Origin of the sequence: Antrihabitans stalagmiti (assembly GCF_016482825.1) — a bacterium.
GTDB lineage: Bacteria > Actinomycetota > Actinomycetes > Mycobacteriales > Mycobacteriaceae > Antrihabitans > Antrihabitans stalagmiti.
Window position 1 is genome coordinate 877,406 of the sequence record NZ_JAEMNV010000001.1, and the last position, 12,269, is coordinate 889,674.

Below are 12,269 nucleotides of genomic sequence, written 5' to 3' on the forward strand. Positions count from 1 at the left end.
CAGCGTCGAAGTGATAAAACTCCTTCCATGGCTGAACGCGTCACCTTCCCGAGCTCTACCGGCCCCCTGCTTGGCGGCATCATCGATCGCCCGGCAGGCGAGATACGGGGCTGGGGTGTCTTCTCGCACGGATTCACCCTCGGCAAGGACTCCCCCGCATCGGCGCGAATCTGTAAACAGTTGGCAGCGGACGGAATTGGCATGCTGCGCTTCGACGCTCTCGGACTCACCGATTCCGAAGGAGACTGGGGTGACGGTTCGTTCACGGTCAAAGTCGACGACGTAGTCAAAGCGTGCGAGTTCATGGCCGAGCGTGGCACGCCGGCCGACATCCTGATCGGTCACTCGTTCGGGGGCGCCGCGGTGATCGCGGCCGCGAGGCAGTCACCCGCCGTACGCGCGGTCGTCACCGTCTGTGCGCCCGTCGATCCGTCACATGCCGAGAAGCAGTACGACGCCGTCGTAGACCGGGTGCTGTCCGAGGGCAGCGCCGAATGGCTGGTCGGCGGACGCAAACTCACTCTCAAAAAGGCTTTTGTCGAGGACGTCCGCAACGCGCAACTGAAAGAGAAGATTCGTGGCCTGCATCTGCCGCTTCTGATCCTGCACTCACCTACGGACAACACCGTCGGCATCTCGAATGCGAGTGAGATCTTTCAAACCGCCCGTCACCCAAGAAGTTTTGTATCGCTCGAAGGATCGGATCACTTCCTCACCAAGCCCGGTCAGGCCAAACGGGCGGGTCGCATCATAGGCGCGTGGGCAGATCCCTACCTTGGTCCGAACGGCACCTGAGACAACCACTCACCGATCGCAGCCGCCGCCAGACTCGAGCCGGTGGGCGCACCGGGGGCGATCGGGCCGCCGAAGTGTGTACCTGCCACTCGGACGGAGGTCTTGTCACTCGCACCGAGCGCGCCGAACATGGCGGCGGCATCCTCCGGGAAACATGCTTGGTCGCCGGTCAACTCGATGAAAAGCGATGGCACCGTGACCCCTGGTGCGCAGCGAACGAAGTCCGCGTTGGTACTCAGTGCCGACCAGGTCGACAGCCAGGCGTCGGGCGTCGACAGCCGTCCGAAGCCGACAAGTCCGTAGTTCGTCAGATCCGGTCGACGTCCGAACAGCGACCCGTAGGGCCGCTCGTTCGCGCTGAGTGACAGATCGGTGAATCGGAGGTCCGCGTCGGTGCGGTAGACGGTCAGCACACGTGGCGCCAGCGACGCACGACGATCACCAGCGTCCCCCGAAGCCTTGTACCGGTGACGCGCCGCAGCGGCGTTCGACACTCTTGCACGCGCGATTTCGTCCAATCTCGCGATCCGGTCCCGTTGAGCTGCGCGATAGGCGGTGACAAAATCGGCTGAGTAACTGGAGCTTTCGGGCGGTTCGGCGTAGCCGTTTGCTGGGCTGAACGGGTCGAGTTCCTTAGTGACGGAGAGCGGATCGCTCTCGTCAGCTACCGACGGATCGATCGAACGCAGTAGCAACGCGCCTTGGCCCGGATGTGGGGCCATGAAGATCGCGGCGCCGGGAAGTGGCAGGTCTGCACCACCGAGGTCCACCGGGCGGCCCGCCGGCGTTCGAGTGAGCCGTTGCGCCGCAGGTAGTCCCGCCTGCTGGTGGTAGAACGCGAACAGCGTTCCGCCACCCGAATGGCCGAGACTCACGCCGGGCTCGAAGCCGTGGTCGCGCAGAAACACCTGTCCTGCAGCCACATCGAGCAGCGCCTGCTCGTGCACAAGCGCAATGTCGTTGTTCACCGAGCGGGTCCCCTGCGTCCACACCGCGAATCCGCGGGCCAGCAGTTCGGGAACGAGCACATGATGCGTCAGGTCCTGCCGAGGATGCATCAAACTCACCACCGTCTGCGCGCCCGGCACGGTACGCAGGACACCGGTAACTTTCGCGCCGTCGTGAGTGTCGAGTTCGTGGACACTTGTCACCGTGTTCGCAGGCACCTCGGCCGATTCGATATACCGACCCGCGCCTACTCGCTCCGCAGTGTCGGTCATCGTGGCTCTATCCGCATGGCGTCTTTGTCCCACTGGGTAATTCGCGAGTTCAACAATCCGGCGATACAGCTGTACCAGACCGCGTGCCTGCAGCCGGTCGATCGGCGGTCGATCACGATCGCCGACTCCGAGCTGATCCGAAAGTACGGACCTACTCGGTCGATCGTCACCGCCGCGTCCTTGTCGGCTACCGCGGCGATGGACGTGTTCTCGGGTACGTCGAGCAGGAACATCGTTGTCATCGGTTGGCCAACTCCCATGCCCCCGCGGTACGCTCGACGATCAGCTCGGCCTTGCGAGCAAGCAGCGCCCCCATGCTCACGTCGGGTCCGCCGACGATCTCGACGAGCGCGTCGATGGTCAGGTTGGCGTCGAGATCTTCCTGCGGCGTCACCGGTCGCATCGCTCTGGTGAACTCGATCATGTACCCGTTGGGATCGTGGGTGTAGATCGATTCGATCGTCTCGTGCTGGATCTGCATTTCGACGGGCCACGAGCTGCCGTCGAGCCGCCGCCGGTATTCCATCAGGTCGGCCTCGCTGTCGACATGGATCGCGAGGTGCCGAGATCGAATGAACCAGATCGGGACCTCTGCTTCGAAACGTGAATACGAATCACCCTGCGGTCCACCAGCGAACGGTGCTGTGCCGAAGTAGTAGAAGAACGCGAGGCGGTCGTCGTTGCCGATGTCGAAGAAGAAGTGGATGAAGTCCGGATGCTTGTCGGGTCCCCAGCCGGCCGCGCAAATCGAGTGCACGACAGGGAATCCGAGTACGTCTCGATAGAACTTCACCGTCGCGGCCGGGTCGAACGTCGGATAGGCGACGTGGTCGACACCGCGCACTGTGTGCTGCATCGTGTTTCCTTTCTAGGCGATTACGGACGCAACGTCGGCGCGAAGCAAACTGCCCGCGCCCGGAATCGTCACTGGCAGTTGCAAACTCCTCAGGAGGCTGTAGGCGCCTGCGGTGGCCGCGGACAGGACGGGGACTCCGAACTCCTGCTCCGCGGCATCGACCAAATCGAGGGACGGCATCTGTACACAGGCAGAGATGACAAGGGCGTCCACTCCGGTGAGGTCGAGTGACCTGGCTGCCGCCATAACCCGATCACCGGGTATGCAGCCGACCTCGGCGTTGTCGGCGACGTCGAGCGCTCGCCAGTCGGCCACCACGAAGTCTTCGGCCTCGAGATACTCCACCACCTTCTCCGCGAGCGGACGAACGTACGGGGTGACGATCGCGATCCGCGTCGCGTCGATCGCACGAAGCGCCTCGACGAGTGCGCCCGCACTGGAACGAATCAGCGCGGGCGAGCCACCGGTCGCCAGTTGCTCCGCTACCGAACTCTCGACACGCTGGTGCTCACCGGGTCCGCCGACCATCAGCGCGACGAGGCACGCGTAGAGAATCACCTCGGGTGAGGCATCCGCAATCTCCAACACACACCGCTCCCGCTGCGCGTTCATGGCGGCAAGCTGCGCAGGCGACACCGTGTGCATCCGCATCCTCGTCGAATGAAACGAGAACTGCGCCAATGAATGTCGACGCAGGAGCTCAGGCAGCTCCGTCTCGACGGTGACGTTCGAGCTCGGTACAACGAGCCCGATCCGGTGCAAGGTCATCCGCTCTCCTTCTTGTTTACGTACACGACAAGTATTCGACGCTTGTGTCGATTCGTCAAGGCGCAAAGTCGCTCACAATTGGGTATTGACATATTTTCGGCCTCGTCGAATACTCGACGCAGACGTAAATCAAACGGCGCAAGGAGTGCACTGCCATGGGTTATGTGATCGGTGTGGACGTCGGTGGCACGTTCACCGATGCAGTTCTCGACGACGACGCCGGCACCATAGTCGCGGCCAAGGCGCCGTCGACACCGCCGGACTATTCACGGGGCGTACTCGACGTCCTCGAAGCGCTGGCAGCTCAACTCGGCGCTCCCGTCGAGGAGATGTTGGCCAACACCCATCACATCGCACACGGCACGACGTCGTCTCTGAACGCGCTGGTGATGGGCAACGTGCCGCCGGTCGGCTTCCTCACCACGAAGGGCCACCGCGACTCGATCTACATCATGAACGTCGAGGGCCGCTACCTCGGTAGCTCTCCCGAGGAACTACAGAACGTGATGGGGCAGAGCAAGTCCCACGGTCTGATCCCCAAGAAGCATGCGCTCGAGGTGACCGAGCGGCTCGACCGCGACGGAAACGTCGTCGTCGCACTCGACGAAGACTCCGCGCGCGAGTCGATCCGAACCCTGCTCGCCGACGGTCTGCAGGCAATCGCCGTCTCACTGCTGTGGTCGTTTCGAAACCCGGTCCACGAGCAACGGATTCGCGAGCTCGTCCACGAAATCGACCCGACGATATTCGTATCGCTGTCGAGCGAAGTCAGCCCGCGCATCCGCGAATTCGCCCGCAACGCAACAACAATCATGAGCACACAGATCGGTCCCGGCCTACGGGACTACCTCGGCTCGTTGGAAGCAAAGCTGCGCGAACGTAAACTGGCGGGTCCGCTGCTGGTGATGCAGAGCAACGGTGGCGCTGTCGCAGCAGCCGAAGCCCCTCGCAACGCCATCAGCACCGTTGGGTCGGTACTCACCGGTGGCGTTGTCGGCGCGGTATCGCTCGGCAAACAACTCGGACACCGCAACATCATTGCGACCGACGTAGGCGGCACCACGTTCCTCATCGGACTCGTCGTCGACGGCGAACCCGTCCGCGCCAGCAGCACCGTCATCAACCACCATCCGATCAACGTGCCGACACTGAAAGTGCACGCAATCGGCTCCGGCGGCGGCGCGATCGCACGACTCGACTCGGGCGGCAACCTTCAGGTCGGGCCGCACAGCGCACAGGCGGTCCCCGGTCCGGCTTGTTACGGGCAGGGCGGCACCGAGCCGACCAACACCGACGCCAACCTTGTACTCGGAATTTTGCCCGAACGCGGACTGCTCGGTGGTCGCAAACCACTGGACAAAGAACTTGCCCGCGAGGCGATCCGGACCAGAATCGCAGAGCCGCTCGGCCTTTCCATCGAAGAGGCGGCAGCCGCGATCTATGCGGTGCAAAACGCGCAGACCGGCGACCTACTCCGAAAGACGGTCGTCGAAGCCGGCCACGATCCTCGCGACTTCGTCCTCTACGCCTTCGGCGGTGCAGGCCCAGCACACTGCGCTGCCTATGCCGCGGAAGTCGGCGTTCGCGAAGTGATCGTCCCTCTCGGGCAGGTCGCGTCCGCGTTCTCCGCCTACGGCCTCGCTTCGTCGAACATCGTTCTCGCCGCCGAACTGTCGGACCCCGGCACGATGCCGATGGATCCACTACGTGCCGCACGGAACTTCGACCGGCTCGAATCGCAAGTGCGAGAACAGCTCGATCGGCAGGGACTGACCTACACCTCCGTGCAGATCGAACGTGAAATCGACATGCGGTTCGCCATGCAGCTCGCGGAAGTCGCAACACCACTCCCCGACGGTGCTCTCGACGCAGCTGCCATCGCGCACGCCTCGGACCTCTTCGAACAGAAGTACGCCGACTTGTATGGCGCCGGAAGCGGTTTCCGTGAGGCAGGCATTCAAGCGATCACCTTCCGCGTCCGGGCAACGGGCATTCTCCCGTTCTCGCCTGCACTACCCGAGCTCAAGTCGGCCGACTCCACCGACGCCTCCGCCGCGCGGCTCGGCAGCCGAAAAGTGTGTCTCGACAACGCTCACGGTTACGTCGATACCGACGTGTACGACTACAGCAAGCTACTCGCCGGGCACGTGCTGTCAGGACCCGCAATCGTCGAAGTACCGACCACAACCGTTGTCGTGCCGCACAACACCACCGGCACAGTCGACCGCCTCGGCAACCTCAACATCGTCGCGAAGTAGGAGCACCCAACAATGACTCTGTTACCCGTCGCGGACCTTCCCTCCGCTCCTCGCTCGTACCTCGCTGCGATGCTCACGAAGGACCTCGACTCATGACTATGGCAATTCCAGGCTCCGAAATCTTCGCAAGCCGACCCGTCGATCCCGACGAACTCCACCGCTCGCTCCCGCCGTCGTTGCCTGCACATACCGTCACCCAGGAGCAGATCGACAACATCGACCCGCTCACCTACGAGGTGGTGCGGCACCGACTCTGGTCGGTCACCGAAGAAATGGGCGAAGCACTCAAGCGGATGTCGGGGTCCCCGATCGTCACCGACGCCAACGACTTCGACTTCGCAATCTGCGACGAGGTCGGTCAGGAAGTGCAGGTCGGCCTCTACAACACGATGTTGGTCGGTGCCGTAGACCTCGCCATTTACTGGACCCTGCAGCACCGCGCAACCAATCCGGGCATCGCCGAAGGCGACATGTTCCTGTGCAACGACCCGTGGGTCGGTGGCGGGCTGCATCAGAACGACGTCATCGTCTACCAGCCGGTCTTTCACGACGGCAAACTGTTTGCATGGACCAGCGCGATCTGCCACGAACCGGACCTCGGCGGTGTCGGGCTCGGCTCGTTCTCCCCCGCCGCGCAGGACGTCTTCTCCGAGTCGCTGCCGACCCCGCCGATAAAAGTGATGCGTGACAACGTATTACAGGCCGACGTCGCCGACGCCTGGGTACGGCGATCGCGGGTACCGATGTTGGTGGGCCTCGACCTGCGCGCCAAGATCGGCGCAAACACGGTTGGCCGCAACCGCTTGCACGCGGTCATCGAGCAGTACGGCGCCGACACCGTCAAGGCGGTCATGAAGCGCATGATGTCGGATGCGGAACATCGACTGCGCGACAAGCTCACCGGCCTACCCAACGGAACTTGGAAAGCTACCGGGTACCAGGACCAGTCGCATACAGGCGACCGCGGACTGCACAAGATCACCGTCGCAATGACCAAGCAGGCCAACCACCTCACGTTCGACTTCACCGGCACCGACAAACAGGTCGGGGTCATCAACTGCACGTACGCAGGAATGCGCGGCGGCGTCATGCTCGCACTGCTGCCGATCCTCGCGGGCGACATCCCGTGGTCTGCCGGCGGATTGATGCGCTGCTTCGATCTGATCTCCGAAGAGGGCACGATCAACAACGCGACGTATCCCGCTGCTGTGAGCCGCGGTCCCATCGGTCCCGCGTGGTTGACCGGAACGCTTATCGCCGAATGCCTTTCGCAGATGCTGGATCGCTCTGTCGATCTCGGCAAGAGTGTGCAGGCGGCGTGCTGCGGCACGTGGGACACAGCGGTCATCGCGGGCCTCGACGAACGCCCGGAGACTCCGGTGCCATTCCTCAACATCCTGATGGAACCGATGGCAGGCGGATACGGCGCACGCCCGACCGCCGACGGTATGGATACGGGCGGGCTGTTCTGCATCCCGATGGGACGCGTCCCCGACACCGAGATGACGGAATTCCTCTACCCCGTACTCACACTCTGGCGGCGCGAAGAACCCGACTCGGGTGGACCTGGTCGGCACCGCGGTGGTGTGAGCGCGTCTGTCGCGATCACTCCGTACGGCACCAGTCTGCCGATGGGCCTGGTACTCGCATCCGCCGGAAAGGCTGTGTCGCAGAACAACGGTCTATCGGGCGGCTATCCCGGAAACACCGGCGTCGACATCCTGGCGCGCAACAGCGGCGTCAACGAACTGTTCGCTGCCGGATCGATACCGGCGACCCTCGACGAACTCGACGGCGCCCGCGAACTCGGTCCCTGTTATGCCGAGAGTTACGTCGCGCCAGGCGAAGTGCTGTACATGCACTGGCAAGGCGGCGGCGGGTACGGCGATCCGCTGCTTCGTGACCCCGATGCTGTCGCCGCCGACGTCCGCGAAGGGCAAGATAACGGAGGCCGCGGCGGAATCGGTCTACGGAGTTGTGCTCGGCGACGATTCAGCGACCCGCACGAAGCGGACGGCGAAACGCCAACAGCGCAAGGATCGTTCGACCGGATTCGTCACCGATGCACCGACCATGGACCTGACCGGCGCTCGCCGACTCGACGACAACCTCGCCGAAGTGACTGTCGGCAGCATCCATGTCATCGCGTGCACACACTGTGGGCGTCTGCTCGGCGACGAAAGAAGCGACACCCAGCTCCAACTGGCCCGCTACGACGGTCCGTCGTCGGAGGCAGGTCCGCAGGTGACGTCCGATCCGACCGAGTACGTCGACGCTCCGGTTGTGTTCCGCCAACTTTGCTGCCCAGGATGCTGGACGGCGTTCTACTCCAGCATCGTTCCCGCCGATCACCCCAACCATGCGCTCGATCTGGCGCGCCTCCTCCCAGCAGCGCCGGTGACGACGTGAGCAGATCCGATTGGGACGGCCGTCTCGTTCCCTATCCGAGCGACCGTGCCGATGCCTACCGCTCGAGCGGAGCATGGAGCACCCTGACCACCGGACGGCGGCTCCACGGCGTCGCCGTCCGGTTCCCAGATCGCCCGGCGGTCATCACCGCCGACGCGACGATCACCTACGCCGAACTCGACAGGCGAACCGATCTGCTCGCCGCGGGTCTCGCCGAACGTGGGCTGCGGCCGCGTGACCCTGTCCTCTTTCAGCTGACGAATCGGCTCGACACCGTCGTCGCCTGGTACGGGTCGATCAAGGCGGGAGTGATCCCCGTCGCGACGCTCGCCGCCCACCGGGGTCACGAGATCGGTCAGATCAGCCGAAAGGTCGGGGCAGTAGCGCATTTCGTCGATTCGAGCGTCGTCGGGCTTGTGGAATTCGCCCGCAACCATGCGGTGGGCCACCCGACGATCCAGCACGTCCTCGTCGCCGACGAGCCGATCGGCGCCGACATCGATCCCGGGTCGGCGCGAACGCTGGTCGAGCGAATCGACCGGGGAATCGATCCTGCAGACGTCGTAGCCTTTCAGCTGTCCGGCGGAACTACGGGCGTCCCCAAGGTAATCCCCCGCATCCATGCCGAGTACTGGAACAACGCACAGCTGTACGCGCAGCGCCTCGGTTGGGACGAGAACACCGTTGTCGCGCACCTCATTCCGATCGTCCACAACGCCGGGATCTCCTGCGGACTGCACGCGGCGCACTCGGTGGGCGCGTGTCTCGTGCTCGCCACTCCTGACGCGCCGAGCGCGTTCCAACTGATGGCGCAATCGCGTGCAACCGACGTACTGATAGGCCACGGCCACTATCAAGCTGTGCAATCGCCCTCGTTCGAGCAGGCCCGGACGCACCTTCGACACGTAGTGCTGTCCGGCGCGAAGGTCAGTCCCGACCTCTTCGAACACGTACAGGCAGGTGGTGTGTGGGCGGGGCAGTTGTTCGGTATGGCGGAGGGCATGTTTCTCGCGTCACCACCGGACTCGCCCGCCGAAGCCCGGCAGACCACTGTCGGAACGCCGATCAGTGTTCACGACGACATCCGGATACTCGAGCCGGGAACCGAAGACGTTGTCGCTGACGGGACTATCGGCGAACTCTGCTGCCGTGGTCCGTACACGATCGTCGGCTACTTCGACGCGCCCGACCACAATCGCACCGCCTTCACGTCGGATGGCTTCTACCGCACCGGCGACCTCGCCGCGATCTCCCTGATCGACGGCGTTCGGTACGTTTCCATCGAGGGTCGGATCAAAGATGTGATCAATCGTGGCGGCGAGAAGATAAACGCCGAAGAACTCGAAGCACTCCTCATCCTGCATTCCGGCATCGCAAGTGTGGCCGTTGTAGCAATGCCGGATCCTCGTCTCGGCGAAAAGACCTGTGCCTACCTGGTTTCCGCGGACGGCGAGCGGTTGTCGATCGAGGAGGTCCGCGACCACCTCGCACGCCTCGGCGTTGCAAAATACAAGTGGCCGGAACGACTCGAGTGGATCGACGAGCTCCCCCGAAGCAATGTCGGCAAGGTCGACAAACGGCTGTTACGAACCGACATCGCCACGAAAGTGACGGCTGATCTTGCGGTGAGCGGTGAAAACTATGCGACTCGATAGTGTCGCCGTGCTCGGCGGCGGGCCAGGAGGCCTCTACGCCGCGCGGTTGCTCAAGCTGCGGCACCCTGACGCCGATGTCGTCGTCTACGAACAGGGTTTGCCCGACAAGACATTCGGCTTCGGAGTCGGGTTGGCGTCGCGGACGCAGCGCAACTTGCGCGATGCCGACTCAGCCTCCCTGGACGCCATCATCGAGGTCGCGTACTCCCATGAAATGTCGATGCAGGTGGGTGATCGCATCGCGCGACTAGCGCAGCGCAGCCTGTCCGCGATCGCTCGCACCGACCTGCTCTCGGTACTGCAGGCGAAGGCGACCGAGGCAGGCGTACGGCTGAATTTCGGTACGCGACGCGACATTGCCGCACTGGACGCCGATCTCATCGTGGCCGCCGACGGCGTGAACAGCGCCACGCGCACCGACATGGCCGAGCAGTTCGGCGTGACCGTCGATACCGGTGCGGGTCTGTACCTCTGGTGCGGCACCGAATTCGCCTTGCCGAGTGCAGTATTCGTGCCCGTGACCACCGAGCACGGCACGTTCGTCGCACATGCCTACCCGTATGCGCACGATCGCAGCACCTTTCTCATCGAAACGGACGAACAGACCTGGCGCAACGCCGGATTCGACCGTACGACGGAATCGACACCTCCCAACGAAAGCGACAAAGAATCGTTGGGCTACCTGGAGCAGGCTTTCGCCGGTCCACTTTTCGATCACGCACTCATCGGAAATCGCACACGCTGGATGCGGTTTCGGACCGTCAAATGCGCGACGTGGCACACGAACAATATCGTCCTGCTCGGCGACGCTGCGCATACAGCGCACTACTCGATCGGCTCAGGGACGAAGCTCGCGATGGAGGATGCGATCGCACTCGACGCGGCCATCGCCGGCGCGCCCGATCTCGCGTCCGCGCTCGAGACCTACGAGGCACAGCGCAGGCCCGCCGTCGACCATTTGCAGCAGATCGCGCAGCGCAGTGAACTGTGGTGGGAATCGTTCCCGCAGCGTATGCACCTGCCCGTACAGCAGCTCATGCTCGCCTATATGACTCGCGCGGGCAAAGTCGACATCGAGCAGTACGTACGGTCAGCGCCGCAACTCGCCAAGGAGGGGCTGGCAGCGTACGCCGGTACCGACCCCGGTGAGGTACCGGAGAATGGCATCAGCGAATGGATTCTCGAACAGCCGTTGAAACACAGATCAATGCTGTACCTCGATCGAATCGCACCCGACGACCTGCGCTGCGTCGCAACCACATCGACGCTCGAAGTAGGGGTTTCTTCGGCGTGGTCGGCCGACGCCGACAAACTGGTGGCAAACGCTCCGACGGCCGAAGCACTCTGGCTTACCGGACCGTCCGATCGCGCTGCGTTGCTGACCCGGCTGGACGTCGCGGAACGGCTGTCGGCTGTCGGCGACACCCTCGTCGTCGTCGAGGGTCCGAGCGCATTCAGAGCCGACCTCGCCGCCGGACTCGCCAGCGGACGCACCCATCTCGTCTCGATCGACACGGGAGGAGCGGTGTGACCCGCTCCGTCCGCAACGGCCGATATCCTTCGCCTATGCCCGCACCAAAAGGAAGCTCGACCGAACCAGCAGCACGCGCATCGAGCAGCACTCGCCGCGACCTGGTCGAGAAGCAGATCATGGAGCAGGCCACCCTGCTCTTCGCCGAACGAGGATTCGCGGGCACGAGTCTTCAGGACATCGCCGACGCGATGGGACTGACCCGTCCCGCGCTGTACCACTACGTCGCGAACAAGGACGAGGTTCTTGCGCGCCTCGTCACCGAGATCACCGAGGAACCTGCGGTGATCCTGGCAGGTATCAACGAACGGAAAGACCTGGGACCGGTCGACAAACTGCACGCGATGGCGACAGCGATCGCCCTTCATCACGCTGCGGCCCCCGAGCGGTTTCGACTGATCATCCGTTCGGAAGCCGAACTTCCCGAAGCTCTTTCGAAGACCTACGCCCAGAGTCGTCGGCGAGTTCTCAGCGAGTTCACGACGGTTGTCCGCGACGGCATCGAGGCAGGCGCATTCCGTCCACTCGATCCACGATTCGCTTCGCTGAGCATCATCGGCATGCTCAACTGGATGGCCTGGTGGTACCACCCCGACGGCGACGCAAGCGCCGAGACGGTCGCGGAGCAACTCGCAGATATGGCCGTCCACAGCGTGCTGCAGGAAGGCCGCACACCACCCGTCGCTCTGGACGGACCTTCCCGGGCAATCAAACTGCTCCGGCAGAACGTCGATTACCTCGAACAGCACTTGGGCAAGCAGAGCCGGGAATAGCGCA

General features: G+C 63.6%; 9 protein-coding genes and 1 pseudogene. 6 read left to right on the forward strand and 4 right to left on the reverse strand.

Features of this window, described 5'->3' with window-relative positions:
* Positions 1-27 precede the first annotated feature (27 nt).
* Entirely contained in the window at positions 28-795 is a 768-nt protein-coding gene (locus JGU71_RS04140) for an alpha/beta hydrolase family protein (protein ID WP_199702497.1), read from the forward strand.
* On the opposite strand, the gene JGU71_RS04145 is transcribed toward JGU71_RS04140, so the two are convergent.
* The 4 genes from JGU71_RS04145 to JGU71_RS04160 are packed head-to-tail and all read right to left on the reverse strand — an operon-like array spanning position 771 to position 3,639.
* Positions 771-2,015: an alpha/beta hydrolase gene (locus JGU71_RS04145; protein ID WP_199702500.1), complete on the reverse strand. Its 1,245-nt coding sequence runs from the start codon at positions 2,013-2,015 to the stop codon at positions 771-773. The genes JGU71_RS04140 and JGU71_RS04145 overlap by 25 nt on opposite strands.
* Entirely contained in the window at positions 2,012-2,257 is a 246-nt protein-coding gene (locus JGU71_RS04150) for a hypothetical protein (protein WP_199702503.1), read from the reverse strand. Before JGU71_RS04150 ends, JGU71_RS04145 begins: the two co-directional genes overlap by 4 nt.
* Positions 2,254-2,871, reverse strand: a complete 618-nt coding sequence (locus JGU71_RS04155; protein ID WP_199702506.1) for a VOC family protein — start codon at positions 2,869-2,871, stop codon at positions 2,254-2,256. The genes JGU71_RS04150 and JGU71_RS04155 overlap by 4 nt, the downstream gene beginning before the upstream one ends.
* A 12-nt stretch (positions 2,872-2,883) precedes the next feature.
* Entirely contained in the window at positions 2,884-3,639 is a 756-nt protein-coding gene (locus JGU71_RS04160; protein ID WP_199702509.1) for a maleate cis-trans isomerase family protein, read from the reverse strand.
* Positions 3,640-3,794: 155 nt separating this feature from the next.
* Between JGU71_RS04160 and JGU71_RS04165 the strand changes: the two genes are divergently transcribed.
* The 5 genes and pseudogenes from JGU71_RS04165 to JGU71_RS04185 all read left to right on the forward strand — a co-directional run bounded on the left by JGU71_RS04165 (position 3,795) and on the right by JGU71_RS04185 (position 12,265).
* Entirely contained in the window at positions 3,795-5,897 is a 2,103-nt protein-coding gene (locus tag JGU71_RS04165; RefSeq protein ID WP_199702512.1) for a hydantoinase/oxoprolinase family protein, read from the forward strand.
* Positions 5,898-5,989: 92 nt separating this feature from the next.
* Positions 5,990-8,306, forward strand: a pseudogene (locus JGU71_RS04170) (hydantoinase B/oxoprolinase family protein).
* Positions 8,303-9,961 carry a (2,3-dihydroxybenzoyl)adenylate synthase gene (locus JGU71_RS04175; protein ID WP_199702515.1) on the forward strand — a complete coding sequence of 553 codons (1,659 nt, stop codon included), beginning with the start codon at positions 8,303-8,305 and terminating at the stop codon, positions 9,959-9,961. The pseudogene JGU71_RS04170 and the gene JGU71_RS04175 overlap by 4 nt, the downstream one beginning before the upstream one ends.
* Positions 9,948-11,492, forward strand: coding sequence for an FAD-dependent monooxygenase (locus tag JGU71_RS04180; RefSeq protein WP_199702518.1), 1,545 nt, complete (start codon positions 9,948-9,950; stop codon positions 11,490-11,492). The genes JGU71_RS04175 and JGU71_RS04180 overlap by 14 nt, the downstream gene beginning before the upstream one ends.
* Positions 11,493-11,527: 35 nt before the next feature.
* Positions 11,528-12,265 carry a TetR/AcrR family transcriptional regulator gene (locus JGU71_RS04185; RefSeq protein WP_233528607.1) on the forward strand — a complete coding sequence of 246 codons (738 nt, stop codon included), beginning with the start codon at positions 11,528-11,530 and terminating at the stop codon, positions 12,263-12,265.
* The last annotated feature ends 4 nt before the right edge of the window (positions 12,266-12,269 follow it).

What these genes read in the sequence shown, in the direction of transcription:
- JGU71_RS04140 (WP_199702497.1), top strand. Translation starts at nt 28, where the DNA reads ATGGCTGAACGCGTCACCTTCCCGAGCTCTACCGGCCCCCTGCTTGGC.
- JGU71_RS04145 (WP_199702500.1), bottom strand. Translation starts at nt 2,015, where the DNA reads ATGACCGACACTGCGGAGCGAGTAGGCGCGGGTCGGTATATCGAATCG.
- JGU71_RS04150 (WP_199702503.1), bottom strand. Translation starts at nt 2,257, where the DNA reads ATGACAACGATGTTCCTGCTCGACGTACCCGAGAACACGTCCATCGCC.
- JGU71_RS04155 (WP_199702506.1), bottom strand. Translation starts at nt 2,871, where the DNA reads ATGCAGCACACAGTGCGCGGTGTCGACCACGTCGCCTATCCGACGTTC.
- JGU71_RS04160 (WP_199702509.1), bottom strand. Translation starts at nt 3,639, where the DNA reads ATGACCTTGCACCGGATCGGGCTCGTTGTACCGAGCTCGAACGTCACC.
- JGU71_RS04165 (WP_199702512.1), top strand. Translation starts at nt 3,795, where the DNA reads ATGGGTTATGTGATCGGTGTGGACGTCGGTGGCACGTTCACCGATGCA.
- JGU71_RS04180 (WP_199702518.1), top strand. Translation starts at nt 9,948, where the DNA reads ATGCGACTCGATAGTGTCGCCGTGCTCGGCGGCGGGCCAGGAGGCCTC.
- JGU71_RS04185 (WP_233528607.1), top strand. Translation starts at nt 11,528, where the DNA reads ATGCCCGCACCAAAAGGAAGCTCGACCGAACCAGCAGCACGCGCATCG.